The 17,364-nt window shown below is 72.7% G+C and carries 13 protein-coding genes; 6 read left to right on the forward strand and 7 right to left on the reverse strand.

Annotation, left to right across the window (positions count from 1 at the left end):
• The first annotated feature begins 73 nt into the window (after positions 1–73).
• A complete protein-coding gene (locus ACFZB9_RS19835) occupies positions 74–904 on the forward strand; it encodes an SCO1664 family protein (RefSeq protein WP_391449031.1) in 831 nt (276 codons plus the stop codon).
• 89 nt (positions 905–993) lie between these two features.
• Entirely contained in the window at positions 994–2,223 is a 1,230-nt protein-coding gene (gene mshC / locus ACFZB9_RS19840) for a cysteine--1-D-myo-inosityl 2-amino-2-deoxy-alpha-D-glucopyranoside ligase (protein WP_391448800.1), read from the forward strand.
• Between the two features lie 89 nt (positions 2,224–2,312).
• Here the strand turns inward: mshC and ACFZB9_RS19845 are convergent, their stop codons facing one another.
• The 4 genes from ACFZB9_RS19845 to ACFZB9_RS19860 all read right to left on the reverse strand — a co-directional run bounded on the left by ACFZB9_RS19845 (position 2,313) and on the right by ACFZB9_RS19860 (position 7,022).
• Positions 2,313–3,428, reverse strand: coding sequence for a slipin family protein (locus ACFZB9_RS19845; RefSeq protein ID WP_391448801.1), 1,116 nt, complete (start codon positions 3,426–3,428; stop codon positions 2,313–2,315).
• A 373-nt stretch (positions 3,429–3,801) separates the two neighbouring features.
• Positions 3,802–4,908 (reverse strand): PAC2 family protein, encoded by a 1,107-nt coding sequence (locus ACFZB9_RS19850; RefSeq protein ID WP_391448803.1) that lies wholly within the window; start codon positions 4,906–4,908, stop codon positions 3,802–3,804.
• 362 nt (positions 4,909–5,270) lie between these two features.
• A complete protein-coding gene (locus tag ACFZB9_RS19855; protein ID WP_391448805.1) occupies positions 5,271–6,101 on the reverse strand; it encodes an SGNH/GDSL hydrolase family protein in 831 nt (276 codons plus the stop codon).
• Positions 6,102–6,245: 144 nt separating this feature from the next.
• Entirely contained in the window at positions 6,246–7,022 is a 777-nt protein-coding gene (locus tag ACFZB9_RS19860; protein ID WP_391448807.1) for a GNAT family N-acetyltransferase, read from the reverse strand.
• Positions 7,023–7,208: 186 nt separating this feature from the next.
• On the opposite strand from ACFZB9_RS19860, the gene ACFZB9_RS19865 reads away from it, so the two are divergent.
• Positions 7,209–7,835, forward strand: a complete 627-nt coding sequence (locus tag ACFZB9_RS19865; protein WP_391448809.1) for a DsbA family protein — start codon at positions 7,209–7,211, stop codon at positions 7,833–7,835.
• 74 nt (positions 7,836–7,909) lie between these two features.
• Here ACFZB9_RS19865 and ACFZB9_RS19870 read toward each other — a convergent pair whose 3' ends face one another.
• Entirely contained in the window at positions 7,910–8,824 is a 915-nt protein-coding gene (locus ACFZB9_RS19870) for an alpha/beta hydrolase fold domain-containing protein (RefSeq protein WP_391448811.1), read from the reverse strand.
• A 460-nt stretch (positions 8,825–9,284) separates the two neighbouring features.
• On the opposite strand from ACFZB9_RS19870, the gene metH reads away from it, so the two are divergent.
• The 3 genes from metH (at position 9,285) to ACFZB9_RS19885 (ending at position 15,500) form a co-directional block, all read left to right on the forward strand.
• The gene (metH, locus tag ACFZB9_RS19875) at positions 9,285–12,818 is read left to right on the forward strand and encodes a methionine synthase (RefSeq protein ID WP_391448813.1); all 3,534 of its coding nucleotides are present in this window, start codon (positions 9,285–9,287) and stop codon (positions 12,816–12,818) included.
• Between the two features lie 90 nt (positions 12,819–12,908).
• Positions 12,909–13,613, forward strand: a complete 705-nt coding sequence (locus tag ACFZB9_RS19880) for an HAD family hydrolase (protein WP_391448815.1) — start codon at positions 12,909–12,911, stop codon at positions 13,611–13,613.
• A gap of 273 nt (positions 13,614–13,886) precedes the next feature.
• Positions 13,887–15,500, forward strand: coding sequence for an ABC transporter substrate-binding protein (locus ACFZB9_RS19885; protein WP_391448817.1), 1,614 nt, complete (start codon positions 13,887–13,889; stop codon positions 15,498–15,500).
• 107 nt (positions 15,501–15,607) lie between these two features.
• On the opposite strand, the gene ACFZB9_RS19890 is transcribed toward ACFZB9_RS19885, so the two are convergent.
• Positions 15,608–16,279, reverse strand: a complete 672-nt coding sequence (locus ACFZB9_RS19890; RefSeq protein WP_391448818.1) for a response regulator — start codon at positions 16,277–16,279, stop codon at positions 15,608–15,610.
• Positions 16,280–17,248: a RecB family exonuclease gene (locus tag ACFZB9_RS19895; RefSeq protein ID WP_391448820.1), complete on the reverse strand. Its 969-nt coding sequence runs from the start codon at positions 17,246–17,248 to the stop codon at positions 16,280–16,282.
• Between the last annotated feature and the right edge of the window lie 116 nt (positions 17,249–17,364).

A 17,364-nucleotide genomic window follows, 5' to 3' on the forward strand; every position in this document is an offset into this window, starting at 1 on the left:
CGCCCCGGACAGCCAGGACGGCCCGGACAGTCAGGACGCCGCGGACAGCCAGCACGATCAGGACGCCCAGGACATACCGGAGGCCGACCCCGCCGTCGGCGCCGCCCTGGCCGCCGACGTCCCGGCGGCGCTGGAGCTGCTGCGCTCCGGCGAGCTCACGGTGCACGGCCGGATCACCGACGCCTCCAACGCGGCGCTCTACTGCTCCCTCACCCTCGACGGCGTCTCGGCTCGGTGCGTCTACAAGCCGGTGGCCGGCGAGCGCCCGCTGTGGGACTTCCCTGACGGGACCCTGGCCGGGCGCGAGGTGGCGGCCTACGAGCTGGCGGCGGCCACCGGCTGGGCGCTGATCCCGCCGACCGTGCTGCGCGAGGGCCCGTACGGCACCGGCATGGTGCAGATCTGGGTCGAGCCCGACCCCAAGGCCGCCCCGCTGCTCGCCCTGCAGGACCCGGCCGGGCCCGAGCAGGGCTGGCTGCCGATCATCGAGGCCCAGGTGGGCGAGGGGCGCACCGCGCTGCTGGTGCACCTGGACGACCAGCGGCTGCGCCGGCTCGCGGTCGTCGACGCCGTGCTCAACAACGCCGACCGCAAGGGCGGCCACCTGCTGCCGGCCGCCGATGGCCGGATCTACGGGATCGACCACGGCGTCACGTTCGCGGTGACCGGCAAGCTGCGCACGCTGCTCTGGGGGTGGGCCGAGCAGCCGCTGACCGAGGAGGCGGTGGAGACGCTGGAGCGCCTGCGGGGTGAGCTGGCGGGCGGCCTGGGGGAGCGGCTGCGGCCGCACCTGACGAAGGCCGAGCTGGCGGCCGCCGGTGAGCGGGTGGCGGACCTGCTGCGCGCCGGGCGGCACCCGGTGCCCTCGCAGGAGTGGCCCTCGATCCCCTGGCCGCCGGTCTGAGCACCGGCCGGCCCTGAGCGACCGCTTATTTCAGCCGATTCCGCATACTGGTTAGCCTTTCAAATGATCGCAAGGTTAGAGTCATTTTCATGCATGCCTGGCCCGCCTCCGAGGTTCCCGCCCTGCCTGGTCAGGGACTCCCCCTGCGTATCCACGACACCGCCGCGGGCACGATCCGGGAGGTCGTGCCGAGCGGTCCGACCGCCCGCCTCTATGTCTGTGGCATCACCCCGTACGACGCCACCCACCTGGGCCACGCCGCCACGTACAACACCTTCGACCTGATCCAGCGGGTCTGGAAGGACGCCGGCCACGACGTCCACTACGTCCAGAACGTGACCGACGTGGACGACCCGCTGCTGGAGCGCGCGGTCGCCACCGGCCAGGACTGGACGAAGCTCGCCGAGCGCGAGACGGCGCTCTTCCGCGAGGACATGACGGCGCTGCGGATCCTGCCGCCGGCCCACTACATCGGCGCGGTCGAGTCGATCCCGTGGATCGTCCCGCTGGTCCAGAAGCTGCTGGAGAGCGGCGCCGCCTACCGGTTGGACGGCGACATCTACTTCTCCGTCGAGGCCGACCCGCGGTTCGGCGAGGTCTCCGGGCTGAGCCGCGAGGAGATGCTGCCGATCTTCGGCGAGCGCGGCGGCGACCCGCAGCGCCCCGGCAAGCGGCACCCGCTGGACGCGCTGCTCTGGCTGGCCGCCCGTGAGGGCGAGCCGGCCTGGGACACCGAGCTCGGCCACGGCCGCCCCGGCTGGCACATCGAGTGCGTGGCGATCGCGCTGGAGTACCTGGACATGTCCTTCGACATCCAGGGCGGCGGCAGCGACCTCGTCTTCCCGCACCACGAGATGGGCGCCGCGCACGCCCAGGCCGCCACCGGCGTTCACCCCTTCGCGCGGGCGTACGTGCACGCGGGCATGGTCGGCCTGGACGGCCACAAGATGTCCAAGTCGCGCGGCAACCTGGTCTTCGTCTCCGCCCTGCGGCGTGACGGGGTGGACCCGGCGGCGATCCGCCTGGCGCTGCTCGCACACCACTACCGGGCCGACTGGGAGTGGACCAAGACCGCGCTGGACGAGGCGCTGGAGCGGCTGGCCCGCTGGCGCGCCGCCGTCTCCCGCCCGGACGGGCCGTCGGCCGAGCAGCTGCTCACCGAGGTGCGGGCCGCGCTCGCGAACGACCTGGACGCGCCCGCGGCGCTGGCCGCCGTGGACCGCTGGGCCGAGCAGCAGGCCGCCACCGGCGGCCAGGACACCGGCGCGCCCGGCCTGGTCTCGCGCGCGGTGGACGCGCTGCTGGGCGTCGCGCTCTGAGGCGACACCGCTGACGTAGCCCTGACCACCCCTGACGTACCGGCTTCGACGCCGAACACCGGCGCCGTCGGCCCGGCACCCGCGGTCTCCTACCGCCCGGTGTCCGGACCGGCGGCGCCGCTGCCGTTGGGGGAGCCGGGGGCCGGGGCCGGGCGGTGGCCGTTGGTACCCGGGACGGTCAGCGCGCCGAACTCCAGCGCCTCCTGGCCGGGGACCTCCACCCGGGGCACCTGCACGGGCGGCACCTGTACCGGGGGCAGCTGTACCTCCACCGGGGGCACGTGCACCTCCACCGGCGGCACCTCCACGGGTGGCAGCTCCGCCGCCGACAGGTCCGCCGGCGCGGGTGCCACCACCGGTTCGGCCGCTGCGGTCGCGGCCGCCTTCGCCGCGGACTCCGCGGCCGGGTCGGCGGCCCGGTCGCGCTGGGCCTCCTGGTTCTTCGTCGAGCTGTCCAGGAACCGCAGCAGCTCGACCGGGAACGGCAGCACCAGCGTCGAGTTCTTCTCGGCGGCCACCTCCACCACCGTCTGCAGCAGCCGCAGTTGGAGCGCCGCGGGGGTGGCACTCATGATCGCGGCCGCCTCGGAGAGCTGCTTGGAGGCCTGGAACTCGCCGTCCGCGGTGATGATCCGGGCCCGCCGCTCACGGTCGGCCTCGGCCTGCCGGGCCATCGAGCGCTTCATCGACTCGGGCAGCGCGACGTCCTTGATCTCCACCCGGTCGACCTCGATGCCCCAGCCGAGCGCGGGGCTGTCCAGCATCAGCTCCAGGCCCTGGTTGATCGGCTCGCGGTTGGCCAGCAGGTCGTCCAGCTCGCTCTTGCCGATGATCGAACGCAGCGAGGTCTGGGCGACCTGGGAGATCGCGAACTGGTAGTCCTGCACGGTGACGGTGGCGCGCACGGGGTCGACCACCCGGAAGTAAACGACGGCGTCCACCCGCACCGTCACGTTGTCACGGGTGATGCCCTCCTGGGCGGGGATCGGCATGGTGATGATCTGGACATTCACCCGGCGGATCCGGTCGGCCACCGGCAGCAGCATCACCAGGCCGGGCTGACGGATCTCGCGGCGGACCTTGCCGAAGCGGAACACCACACCGCGCTGGAACTGCTGCACCACCCGGATGCTCAACGCCCCCCAGGCCGCGCCCAGCACGGCGATTCCACCGATCGCCCCCAGGATCGCATCCAGGATCAACATGGCTGATCACCTCGGCCCGCAGCACCTCGAACCTCCACGGTACTCCGCAGGTGGGACGGGTGAGGCAGGCCCGGGGACCGCTCGACGAGGCCGCTGAACCGGCCGCTCGACCGGCCGCCGGCCAGGCCCGGCCGATTTCGGCCCGCCCGACCCCGCACCGCCCGCCCGCCGGGCCCCGACCAGCCGGCGGACCGGCCACGCAGACGCTCCCGCCGAGCGGTTCGGGCGGCGCGCCGCGTTGGCGGAAAATGGTCTAGACCCTTGACAGGTATCGGTCCTGACGGGTGGACTGGTCGCGGTCGATGACCGGCGGCTGCCCGACGCCGGTCATCGACCGCGACCAGGGCCTGTCCGGCCGTCCGCTGACGCTCCCTCAGCGGGAGCTGCCCTTTCCGTCGGCTCCGTCCGCACCGGCGCCGTCGGCCCCGGCTCCGTCGCTGCCTCTGTCGTCCGGCCCGTCGCCCGTGCTGCCCTCGGTCCCTCCGTCGCCGGCCTCGCCGTCGCCCGCGCGGTGCTCGTCGGAGCCCGCCTCCGGCGCGTCCGGCTCGGTGGTGCCGGTGTTCGGACCGCCGCCCGGGCCGTCGGCCCCGCGCTCCGCGATCGCCCGCCCGGCCACCGGCTTCTCACCGGCCGGCCCCTGGTTGTCCCGGCGGCGCAGATAGCGCTCGAACTCCCGGGCGATCGCCTCGCCACTGGCCTCCGGCAGCTCGGCGGTGTCCTGGGCCTCCTCCAGCTGCTGCACGTACTCGGCCACCTCGCTGTCCTCGGCGGCCAGTTGGTCCACGCCCAGCTGCCAGGCCCGGGCGTCCTCGGGCAGTTCGCCCGGCGGGATCCGCAGGTCGAGCAGGTCCTCCAGCTTGTTCAGCAGCGCCAACGTCGCCTTCGGGTTCGGCGGCTGCGCCACGTAGTGCGGCACCGCGGCCCAGAGCGTCACCGCGGGCACGCCCGCGTGCGCGCAGGCCTCCTGGAGCACGCCGACGATGCCGGTCGGGCCCTCGTAGCGGCTCTCCTCCAGGTCCAGCCGGCGTGCCAGGTCCGCGTCCGAGGTGACGCCGCTGACCGGCACCGGGCGGGTGTGCGGGGTGTCCCCGAGCAGCGCGCCGAGGATCACCACCAGCTCCACGCCCAGCTCGTGGGCGAAGGCCAGCAGCTCGTTGCAGAACGAACGCCAGCGCATGCTCGGCTCGATCCCGCGCACCAGGACCAGGTCCCGGGGGGTGGGATCGGTCAGCCGGACCACCGAGAGCCGGGTGGTCGGCCAGGTGATCCGGCGCACGCCGCCGTCCAACCAGACCGTGGGCCGGTTGACCTGGAAGTCGTAGTAGTCCTCCGCGTCCAGGGCGGCGAACACCTTGCCGCCCCAGGTCTCGTCCAGTTGTCCGACCGCCGTGGAGGCGGCGTCGCCCGCGTCGTTCCAGCCTTCGAAGGCACAGACCATGACCGGGGCGATCAACTCGGGAACATCTTCCAGCTCGATCACCCAGCGTCTCCCTCCGGCCGGCGCGACCGCCTCTGCCGCCCGCGGGCCGGTTCACGGCGACCCTGCGGGCAGTTGCGGACGACCGGCTGCCGACTGCTCTCCTCACGTGGAACGCTCCGTTCCACGGACCTACCTGCCCAGCCTACGGGCTTTGAAGCGCGCCGATCCCGACGGGCCACCGGCCTGCCGGGGCCGTTGGGACATGCGTGCGGACAGTCTCGGCCGCCCGCCGCGCGAGTGCCACTGGTTATCGCCGGTGCACACCCGGCTCATCGCCGGTGCACACCCGGCAACAGGCACCGTGGCAGCTGCCGGGACGCACCCCGCCCGGTCCGCCGGGGCCGTCGTGGGCGCGCGGACCGTCAGCCGCCCAAGGCGTTCGCCACCGCGGGGAGGTAGCCGTGCGCCTGGCCGTCGGCGGTGGGATGGAAGGACTCCCAGAGGTGCAGCAGCACGATGCCGGTGATCCACTCGGAGCCGCCAGGCGCGCAGACGCCGTGCCCGTCGAAGGCCGTGCGCGGGTCGGCGAACCGGATGTGGTGCGCGGCGGCTTGTTGCCGGATCAGCTCGTCGAGCTGGTCGGTCAGCTGGTTGAAGCGGGTGCGGCGCGACTCGGTGCCCGCCCAGCAGGTGCCGGCCACCTTGGCCTGGAGCAGATGCGGATAGCCGGTGACCACCACCCGGGCACCCGGCGCGGCCTGCTGGATCGCCCGGAGCAGCTGGTCGTACTTGCCCGGCAGGGTGTCGCGCAGCAGCTGGGCGCTGCGGTCCAGCGCGCCGCCGCAGGCGCTCTCGGTGGTCAGCGGCTGCAGGCAGTGGACCACCGCGTCGGTGAAGTCCAGGTCGTTGCCGCCCACGGTCAGCGTCACCTCGCCGGTTCCGGCGGGCAGTTGGGGGAGCTGGCCGGTGCGGACGTCGTCGGTGGTCGCCGAGCTGCAGGCGCGGTCGGTGAACGCGCCGCCCCGGTGAGCGGCGGCCCACAGTGCGGGGTACGCCCGGGTGCTGCGGTGGCAGTCGCCGCTGGCCGAGTCGTAGGCGCCGGCCGCGACGCCGGCGGCGTAGGAGTCGCCGAGCGCCACATAGCCGGTGGGCGCGGCCGCCGCGCGGGGTGCGGCGGCCGCCAGGAACAGCAGGGGCAGTGCGACGAGAGCGGCCAGCCCGCGGCGGCTCGTGCGGTGGCACGGAGAGCTCATGGCCACGCATCGTAGTGGTTCGAACGCGATGCGTGGCCGAGGCTCACGGGCTGTCGGCCGAGGCGCACCGCCGACGGCACGGCCACAGACCTGACGGCAGGGCCTCACGCCTGACAGCAGAGCCTCATGCCCGGCAGCCGGGCCTCAGGGCTGATAGATGAACGGCGTGGTGACGCTGAGCGGGGTGAAGCCGAGCCGGGCCAGGATCGGGCGGCTCTGGTCGGAGGCGTCCACCTGGAGGTAGCGGTAGCCGCGCTCGACCGCCAGCCGCGCGCGGTGGGCCACCAGCGCTCGGTAGAGGCCGCGTCCGCGCCACTCGGGTGCGGTGCCGCCGCCCCACAGGCCGGCGAAGGAGGTGCCCGGCAGCATCTCCAGCCGGGCGCCGCAGACCGGCTCGTCGCCCGCCAGCGCCACCACCACGGCGAGCGTCTGCGGCGCCGCGGCCAGCTGGTCGAGCAGTCGTCGGCTCAGGTGCGAGCCGTCGTTCTCGAAGGCCCGGTCGTGGGCCCGGGCCAGCAGCTCGATGCCCGTCCGGTCGGTCTCGGTGCGCAGCCGGATCCCCTCCGGCAGCTCGACCTCGCCGATCAGGGCGGCGGCCTCGGCCACCATCAGCGTCTCCGCCGGCTCGGGGACCAGGCCGGCCGCCCGCAGCCGGTCGGCCAGGTCGGCGGGTCCGTCGTGGCTGTAGTGCTTCCACTCGAACTCCCGGCCCAGCGCGCCGAAGTAGGCGACCTGCTCGGCGATCGCCGCGTCCGCTCCGGCCTCGTCCAGGTCCGACCAGAGGACGGCGGACCAGCCGTGCTCCCCGCCGTCCTGGCGCACCACGGGACCGACCCGCTCGACCACGGCCCCGGGCCCGTCGGGCGGCATCTCCTGACGGGCCTCGCGGTCGTATCTGGCCAGCACCTGCGCAGCATCCATGCGGTCAGCTCAACAGCAAGCGCGGGGTGCGGCAACTGGTTTTCCCCGTGCCCCGCCGTCGTGGCCGGCGGCCGGCACGGGGTCCGGGCCGGGCATCGAACGCAGTGCACGGCGGCCGTCCGCCGGGCGCCGGCCGAAAATCGATGACCCCTGCCGGACGGCAGGTCAGCGTCCTATCGTTGGGCCATGACGACTTCCGAGCAGAACCCGACGACCAAGGTCGACTTCTACTTCGACCCGATCTGCCCCTTCGCCTGGATCACCTCCCGCTGGATCCTGGAGGTGGAGAAGCACCGCGACCTGGACCTCAACTTCCGGGTGATGAGCCTGTCCGTGCTCAACTCGGGCCGCGAGGACCTCCCCGAGCAGTACAAGGACCTGCTGAGCCGGGGCTGGGGCCCGGTCCGGGTCTGCATCGCGGCCGCCGAGCAGCACGGCCCGAAGGTGCTGCGCGACCTCTACACCGCGCTGGGCACCCGGATCCACAACCAGGACAACAAGGACTACTCCGAGGTCATCGCGCAGGCGCTGGCCGAGGTCGGCCTGCCGGCCGAGCTGGCCGCGGCCGCGGACAGCACCGACTGGGACGAGGCGCTCAAGCGCAGCCACCACGAGGGCATGGACCCGGTCGGCGAGGACGTCGGCACCCCGACCATCCACATCGACGGCGTGGCCTTCTTCGGCCCGGTGCTGACCGCGATCCCGCGCGGCGAGGATGCCGTCAAGGTCTTCGACGGCGCCCGCCTGCTGGCCGGCTACCCGAAGTTCTTCGAGCTCAAGCGCACCCGCAGCGGCGAGCTCGACTTCAGCTGAGCCGAGCGAGGGTCTGACGCGTCGCCGGAGCCCGGGCCACCCGGCCGACAGGCTCCGGCGGCGCGCTCAGCTCCCTACGAGACGCGCCCCAGTTCGCGGGCCAGGAACCGCACCGATTCGGCCACCAGCGACGGTACGTCCGGGCAGCCCGCGAAGATGTGCGCGGCTCCCGGCACCAGGCGCAGTTCGGCGCGGCCGCCCGCCGTCAGCAACTCCTCGTACAGCCGCTCGCTGTGCGTGCTCGGCACCGTCACGTCGGCCAGGCCGTGGATCAGCAGCGTCGGCGGCGGATCGGTGGGCACCTGCGCCACCGGGCTGCCCAGGGTGGCGAGTTCGGCCAGTTCGCAGGGCGGGCCGCCGAGCAGCCGCCCCTCGCTGGAGTCCGGGTCCGTGGGCGAGCGGACCGACAGGTCGGTGATCGGGTACCAGAGCACCAGCGCCGCCACCGCCGTCGCGGCGGCGTCCCCCTCGGCCGAGCGCACACCGTCCGAGCACACACCGGCCGCCCGCACACCGGCCGCCCGCGCACCGGCCGCCCGCACATCGGCGAACGCCGCCAGCGCCGCGAGTGCGGCCCCCGCCGACTCGCCCCACAGCGCGATCCGCCCGCAGTCCAGCCCCAGCGCCGCCGCGTTGCGCCGCAGGAACGCCAGCGCCGCCGCCAGATCGGTCAGTTGGGCCGGGAACCGGGCCTCGCCGGAGAGCCGGTAGTCGACCGTGGCGACCGCGATCCCGGCCCCGGTCAGCGCCTCCCACAGCGCCCCGGGCGCCACCGTCTCCGGTGGGTGTCGGCGGTCGCCGAACTGGAAGCCGCCGCCGTGCACCCAGACCACCAGCGGCATCGGGGCGCCGTCGGCCGGGGTCGGTGGCAGGTGCAGGTCGAGCAGCAGCGGCCGGAACCCGGGCTCGATCGCGTAGGTGAGCCCCTCGAAGACCAGGCCGCCCGCAGCGGACTGACGCGGGGTCACCATCGGAAGATCAGCAGACATGCCCGCCACGCTACGCGGCGCCGGTCCCGGCCGGTGAGCCACCTGCCCGCCGCCAGGGCCGACCGCGCTCCCACCGCCCCCCGACGGCGCCTCCCACCCCGACAGCGCCTCCCACCCCGACAGCGTCGCCCACCCCGACGGCGCCGACCACCCCCGACAGCACCGCGCCGACCAGCACGGACGGGCCTGCTGCGGCCTGCCGCCGCCGACCCGGCCGGCCCCGGCGGCGTTCGCGGGGCCGCACCCCGTCAGCGAGTCCGGCCCGGGCCCTCGCGGACCTGACACACCCCGCCCGTCGTCCTCACGCGAACCGCCGCGTCGCCACCCGGAGCTCACTCCGATGGCCCACGATTCGGAATGCCCGCGATGGACGGTCCCCGGTCCGGATACGCTGACGGGGTGCGTCCCCGATCGGAGGGGCCCGCATAGCCGACAGCCGTCGCACCCAGGGAGTAGCCCCATGGCCACCAGTGTCCCCTCAGCTGCCCAGTCAGCCGCCCAGCAAGCCCGCGCCACCGCGCTGCGCGAAGCCCTCGCCAGCCGGGTCGTCGTCGCCGACGGTGCGATGGGCACGATGCTGCAGGCGCAGAATCCGACCCTCGCGGATTTCCAGGAGCTGGAAGGCTGCAACGAGATCCTGAACGTCACCCGCCCCGACATCGTGCGCGGCGTGCACGAGGCGTACTTCTCGGTCGGCGTGGACTGCGTGGAGACGAACACCTTCGGCACCAACTACGCGGCGCTGGGGGAGTACGACATCCCCGAGCGGATCTTCGAGCTGGCCGAGGCCGGCGCCCGGATTGCGCGCGAGGTGGCGGACTCCTTCAGCACCGAGGACCACCCGCGCTGGGTGCTCGGCTCGATCGGCCCCGGCACCAAGCTGCCGACCCTGGGGCACACCACCTTCGAGCTGGTCCGCGACGGATTCCAGCAGAACGCGGCCGGCCTGCTGGCCGGCGGCGCGGACGCGCTGCTGGTGGAGACCAGCCAGGACCTGCTGCAGACCAAGGCGGCCATCCTCGGCTGCAAGGCGGCGCTGGCCGAGGCCGGTCTGGACGTGCCGCTGATCTGCTCGGTGACGGTGGAGACCACCGGCACCATGCTGCTCGGCTCCGAGATCGGCGCCGCGCTGACCGCGCTGGAGCCGCTGGGCATCGACTACATCGGCCTGAACTGCGCCACCGGCCCGGCCGAGATGAGCGAGCACCTGCGCTACCTGGCCAAGAACGCCCGGATCGGGCTGTCCTGCATGCCGAACGCGGGCCTGCCGGTGCTCGGCAAGGACGGTGCGCACTACCCGCTGACCCCCGCCGAGCTGGCGGACGCGCACGACACCTTCACCCGCGAGTACGGCCTCTCGCTGGTCGGCGGCTGCTGCGGCACCACCCCCGAGCACCTGCGTCAGGTGGTCGAGCGGGTGCGCGGCCGTCAGGTCGTCGGGCGTGACCCGCGCCCCGAGCCGGCCGCCGCCTCGCTCTACCAGTCCGTCCCGTTCCGCCAGGACACCTCCTACCTGGCGATCGGCGAGCGCACCAACGCCAACGGCTCCAAGAAGTTCCGCGAGTCGATGCTGGCCGGCGACTGGCAGGCCTGCGTGGAGATCGCGCGCAGCCAGATCCGCGACGGCTCGCACCTGCTGGACCTGTGCGTCGACTACGTCGGGCGCGACGGGGTGGCCGACATGCGCGAGATCGCCGGCCGGCTGGCCACCGCCTCCACGCTGCCGATCGTGCTGGACTCCACCGAGCCGGCCGTGCTGCGCGCCGGGCTGGAGCAGCTGGGCGGGCGGGCCGTGCTCAACTCGGTCAACTTCGAGGACGGCAACGCCCCCGACTCGCGCTTCGGCAGGATCGCTTCGCTGGCCCGTGAGCACGGCGCCGGGGTGATCGCGCTGACCATCGACGAGGAGGGGCAGGCGCGCACCGCCGAGAGCAAGGTGGCGATCGCCGAGCGGCTGATCGAGGAGCTGACCCGCGACTACGGGATCGAGGAGGGCTCGATCCTGGTCGACTGCCTGACCTTCACCCTCGGCACCGGGCAGGAGGAGTCGCGCCGCGACGGCATCGAGACGATCGAGGCGATCCGCGAGCTGAAGCGCCGCCACCCGGGCGTGCAGACCACGCTGGGCCTGTCCAACATCTCCTTCGGCCTGTCCCCCGCGACCCGCCAGGTGCTGAACTCGGTCTTCCTGCACGAGTGCGTGCAGGCCGGCCTGGACTCGGCGATCGTGCACGCCTCCAAGATCCTGCCGATCGCCCGGATCCCCGAGGAGCAGCGCGAGGTCGCCCTCGACTTGGTCTACGACCGCCGCAGGCCCGCGGAAGGGGACCAGCCGGCCTACGACCCGCTGCAGAAGCTGCTCCAGCTCTTCGAGGGCGTCTCCTCCGCCTCCAGCGCGGCCTCCCGGGCCGAGGAGCTGGCGGCGCTGCCGCTGGAGGAGCGGCTCAAGCGCCGGATCATCGACGGCGAGCGCGAGGGCCTGGAGGCCGACCTGGACGAGGCGCTGACCCAGCGCCCGGCGCTGGAGATCGTCAACCAGACGCTGCTGGACGGCATGAAGACGGTTGGTGAGCTGTTCGGCTCGGGCCAGATGCAGTTGCCGTTCGTGCTGCAGTCCGCCGAGGTGATGAAGAACGCGGTGGCCCACCTGGAGCCGCACATGGAGAAGTCCGACGACGAGGGCAAGGGCACCATCGTGCTGGCCACCGTCAAGGGCGACGTCCACGACATCGGCAAGAACCTGGTGGACATCATCCTGTCCAACAACGGCTACACCGTGGTCAACCTGGGGATCAAGCAGCCGGTCTCGGCGATCCTGGAGGCCGCCCAGGAGCATCGCGCCGACGTGATCGGGATGTCCGGACTGCTCGTCAAGTCCACCGTGATCATGAAGGAGAACCTGGAGGAGCTCAACCAGCGCAAGCTGGCCGCCCAGTACCCGGTGATCCTGGGCGGGGCCGCGCTCACCCGCGCCTACGTCGAGCAGGACCTGCACGCCATCTACGAGGGCGAGGTGCGCTACGCCCGCGACGCCTTCGAGGGCCTGCGGCTGATGGACGCGCTGATCGCGGTCAAGCGCGGGGTGCCGGGGGCCGCACTGCCCGAGCTGCGCCAGCGTCGTCACGCGAGGGTGGAGGTGGAGGAGCCGGAGGAGGTCAACCTCGGCCAGGTCCGCTCCGACGTCTCGGTGGACAACCGGCTGCCCGCGCCGCCGTTCTGGGGCGACCGGATCGTCAAGGGCATCCCGTTCGCCGACTACGCCTCCTGGCTGGACGAGGACGCGCTGTTCAAGGGCCAGTGGGGCCTGAAGGCCGCACGTACCGGCGAAGGCCCCTCCTACGAGGAGCTGGTGGAGACCGAGGGCCGCCCGCGGCTGCGGATGTGGCTGGACCGGCTGCAGACCGAGGGCTGGCTGGAGCCGGCCGTGATCTACGGCTACTTCCCGGCCAACTCCAAGGGCGACGACCTGATCGTCTACCACGAGGACGGCACCGAGCGGACCCGCTTCACCTTCCCGCGTCAGCGGCGTGGGCGGCGGCTGTGCCTGGCGGACTACTTCCGCCCAGAGGAGTCCGGCGAGCGCGACGTGGTGGGCCTGCAGGTGGTCACCATGGGCAACCGGGTCTCCGAGGCGGCCAATGAGCTGTTCGCCGCCAACGCCTACCGCGACTACCTCGAACTGCACGGCCTGTCCGTCCAACTCGCCGAGGCACTGGCCGAGTTCTGGCACGCCCGGGTCCGCTTCGAGCTGGGCTTCGGCGACGAGGACCCGCAGGACATCCGCGACATGTTCCAGCTCAAGTACCGCGGCGCCCGATTCTCGCTCGGCTACGGGGCCTGCCCCGAGCTGGAGGACCGGGCCAAGATCGCCGACCTGCTGAAGCCCGAGCGGATCGGCGTGGTGCTCTCCGAGGAGTTCCAGCTGCACCCCGAGCAGTCCACCGACGCGATCGTCATCCACCACCCGCAGGCGACGTACTTCAACGCGCGGTAATCCACCAGTCGCGCGCCGTTCGCCAGGGTGCGCGTATCCTGGACGACCCCGTGACACCGGCGGGGCCCAGCAGCGAAGGGGCGTGCCCGCATGACGACCGTCGACACCAGCATCCCGAACCTCGATGCCTTCGGCCCTGCGGGCCCGCAGGCGGTGCTGGTGGACATGGACGGCACGCTGGTGGACACCGAGCACTTCTGGTGGGAGGCCGAGGCTTCGCTCTTCGCGGACCTCGGCCACCCGCTGGACGACACCCACCGGGTGCAGCTGGTCGGCGGCCCGATGAGCCGGGTGATCGACATCCTGCTCAAGGCCACCGGGCTGGACCTGGACCCGGCCGAGGTGGCCGCCGGGATCAACCAGCGCTTCATCGACCTGCTGGACGGCGGGGCGCCGCTGATGCCCGGGGCCGCCGAGCTGCTCGCGCTGCTGGCCGAGCACCGGATCCCGGCGGCACTGGTCTCCGCCTCGCAGCGGCGGATCATCGACCTGGTGCTCAAGAACCTCGGCGACCACCCGTTCGCCTTCTCGGTGGCGGGTGACGAGGTGACCCGCACCAAGCCGGACCCGGAGCCCTACCTGGCCGCGGTGCGCCGCTTCGGCGCCGAGCCGGGGCGCTGCGTGGTGATCGAGGACGCCCCGCTGGGCGTGGCGGCCGGCGAGGCGGCCGGCTGCCCGGTGATCGCGGTGCCCTCAGTGGCTCCGATCGCCCCCGCCCCCGGGCGCATCGTGCTGAGTTCGCTGGCCGAACTCGACCTCGCCCTGCTGCGCTCGGCGGTCGCCGCCCGGGTGTGACGCTGCTCACTCTCCGGCCGTGGGTGAACCCCGTGCCCGGCTGATCCGTTCGGGTCGAACCAGGACATCGGCTGACAACTCGCCGATACTCCCAGCGTTTTCTCATACTCCGTACGCCCTCGGCGGTCAAACGACGGTCCGGCGGTGTGGCAGGCTGCTGCGATCTATCCCGACACGCTTGGGCAGAGCGTGTGGGGCGATGCCCTGATCCGGGGCTGCCCTTCGGCCTGCCCGCCGGTCCCATCTCGGCCGGCCCGCACGGAGAAGGAACGCATGAGTTCAGCCATACGACGCGCGCCCGGCCGCCTGGTGACCCTGGGCTGCGCGGCCCTGGTGGCCACCAGTCTGGCCGGCTGCGGCTCGGTCAAGTCCCTGGCCGGCGGCGGCAGCAGTGCCATCACCCTGGGCACGGTGAACACCACCAGCGTGCTCGACCCGGCCGGCGCGTACGACAACGGTTCCTGGCTGATCCTGGAGAACACCTTCCAGGGGCTGCTCCGGCTCCCGGTCGGCGCCACCACGCCGGAACCCGACGCGGCGCAGGCCTGCTCGTTCAGCTCCGACGCGATGAGCTACCACTGCACCCTGCGCCCGGGCCTGACCTTCTCCAACGGTCACCCGCTCACCGCGCAGGACGTGGTCTTCTCGATGGACCGGATGAAGAAGATCAACGACCCGAGCGGTCCGGCCGCGCTCTTCAGCACCGTCAAGTCGGTCGAGGCGCAGGGCGACAGCGACGTGGTCTTCCAGCTCTCCGAGCCCGACGCCGTGCTGCCCGACAAGCTGGCCAGCGCCGCCGGCTCGATCGTCGACCACAGCGTCTTCCCGGCCGACAAGGAGCTGGCCAACAACCAGCTGGTCGGCTCGGGCCCGTACAAGATCGACTCGGTGGACGAGACCACCGGCTCGGGCGGCGCCAAGTCGCCCAGCAAGATCAGCCTGTCGGCCAACGCGAAGTACCAGGGCGACGAGAAGCCGACCACCTCGAAGATCGATGTCCGCTACTTCACCGATCCCGGCCAGCTGAAGAGCGCCCTGGACAGTGGCGCGGTCGACCTGGCCGACAACAGCCTCGACCCGAAGGTGGCCGCCCAGCTGCAGACCGACCAGCTGGCCGGCAAGGGCACCCTCAACGTCACCCAGGTGGACAGCAGCGACAGCGGCTTCGTGGTCTTCAACACCAAGGACCAGACCCTGGGACAGCAGGCGGTGCGTCAGGCCATCGCCCAGCTGGTCGACCGCGAGGCGCTCGCCAACGGTGTCTTCGCCAACACCGTCCAGCCGCTCTACTCGCTCGTCCCGCAGGGCATCGCCGGCCACACCACCGCCTTCTTCGACAAGTACGGCCAGCCCGACGTGGCCAAGGCCAAGGCGATCCTGGCCGCTGCGAAGATCCCCACCCCGGTCAGCTTCACCCTCAGCTGGACCGGCACCGGCGCCGCGGGCGACGAACCGGCCGCGCTGAAGAAGCAGTTGGAGGCCAGCGGGCTGTTCCAGGTGAACACCCAGCAGGTCTCGGACTGGACGACCTACCAGAAGGGCTGGCAGCAGGGCAGCTACCAGGCCTACACCACCGCCTGGAGCGCCGACTACCTGGACTCCGAGGACTTCGTGGCGCCGCTGGTGGTCGACGGCGGGGCGTTCCACAACGGCTTCGACGACCCGCTGATCAGCCGGCAGCTGCTCCCGCAGAGCCAGCGCCAGGCCGACCGCACCCAGGCCGCGAGCACCTTCGCCGCCATCCAGACCCAACTGGCCGTCGACGTCCCGATGCTGCCGCTGGTGCAGAGCAAGGCGCTGTACGTCTCGCGGCAGAACATCACCGGCGTGGAGGCCGCGGTGGACGCCACCTCCATCGTCCGGTTCTCCGAACTCGGCCGCAGCTGACCGGACCTCTCAACGGCGAAACGTTTCGCCGACCTGGACCGGTGACATGCATCGGCGGGCCGTCCGCGCGGGCGGACGGCCCGCCGGGCCCGGCAACGGAGCAGGCGTCAGGCGGCCCCCGGCCGCACCAGCCCGCTCTCGTAGGCGAAGACCGCGGCCTGCACCCGGTCGCGCAGGCCCAGCTTGGTCAGCACGTGCCCGACGTGGGTCTTGACCGTGGTCTCGCTGACGAACAGCTCGGCGGCGATCTCCGCGTTGGACAGGCCCTTGGCCACCAGCCGCAGCACCTCCATCTCCCGCTCGGTCAGCGTGGTCAGCGCCGGCGAGGGCGTCTCGTCGCCCGAGGGGAGGCGGGTGGCGTACATGTCCAGCAGGCGGCGGGTGATCGAGGGCGCCAGCATCGCGGCGCCGTCGGCCACCACCCGGATCGCCTGCACCAGCTCCTCGGCCGGCACGTCCTTGAGCAGGAACCCGCTGGCCCCGGCCCGCAGCGCCTCCACCACGTACTCGTCCAGGTCGAAGGTGGTCAGCACGAGCACCTTCACCGGGCCGTCGCGGCCAGGCCCCACGATCCGCCGGGTGGCCTCCACCCCGTCCATCCGAGGCATCCGGATGTCCATCAGCACCACGTCGGGCTGCAGCGCCCGCACCTGTTCCAGCGCCTGCTGACCGTCCCCGGCCTCGCCCACCACCACGAGGTCGGCCTCGGCCTCCAGGATCATGCGGAAACCGGTGCGCAGCAGCGGCTGGTCGTCGACCAGCAGCACACGGATCGTCACCTAGGACTCCTTGCTCATCGTGCTCATCCGAGCATCCCCCGTGGGATCCTCGACGGTTCGGGCCGCGGGTACCACGGGCAGCGGCAGGATCGGCAGCGGGTACGGCGGGGGAGTCCCGCCGAACTCCGGGCAGCTGGCCTGATGATCGCACCAGTCGCAGAGCCGGTTGCGCGTGGCCGGGAACTCGCCGCTGGCCACCGCCCGACTGATCGTCTCCCACAGGGCCAGCAGCTTGCGCTCCACCGAGCGCAGGTCCGCCTCGTCCGGGTCGTAGCTGACCACGTCACCGCCGCCGCCCAGGTAGACCAGCTGCAGCCGCTTGGGGATCACGCCCTTCCAGCGCCACACCACCAGGGCGTAGAACTTCATCTGGAACATGGCCTTGCCCTCGAAGTCCCGCGAGGGCGCCCGGCCGGTCTTGTAGTCCACCAGCCGCACCTCACCGGTGGGAGCCACGTCCACCCGGTCGATGTAGCCGCGCAGCTTCAGCCCGGAGTCGAGCACGGTCTCCACGTACAGCTCGCGCTCCACCGGCTCCAGCCGGGTGGGGTCCTCCAGCCGGAACCACTGGCCCAGCAGCTTCTCGGCCTCCGCCAGCCAACGGGCCAGCTGCTCGCCGATTGTCTCGGTGCCGATCCCGGTGCCGATCCCGGTGTCCGCCGCGGGGCTGTCCGGCGCCGGCGGGAACAGCTCGCCCAGCTCGGGCCGCTCGCCCAGCAGGCGCTCCCACTGCGGGCGCAGCAGCGCCAGCGCCCGCTCGGGGGTGCGCTCGGCGGCCGGGTGGTCGAAGAGCCGCTCCAGCACCGCGTGCACCAGGGTGCCCTTGGTGGCGGCCGGGCTCGGCGGCTCCGGCAGCTTGTCGATCACCCGCAGCCGGTAGAGCAGCGGGCAGGTCAGGAAGTCCCCGGCACGGGAGGGGGAGAGGCCACTCGGCGGAACGGCCGGGCGGGCGGTCTCGGTCTGCTGCATACCCAAGACCCTATGGGGTCGGGCCGTCATCCGGTGGCCACAGAGCGGGCCGGACAGTGTCCGGCCGCGCCCCGGACCGAAAGGCCGGAAAGCGGGTACAAGGATGACAAGGGGGC

This window comes from Kitasatospora sp. NPDC008050 (assembly GCF_042957465.1).
Taxonomy (GTDB): domain Bacteria; phylum Actinomycetota; class Actinomycetes; order Streptomycetales; family Streptomycetaceae; genus Kitasatospora.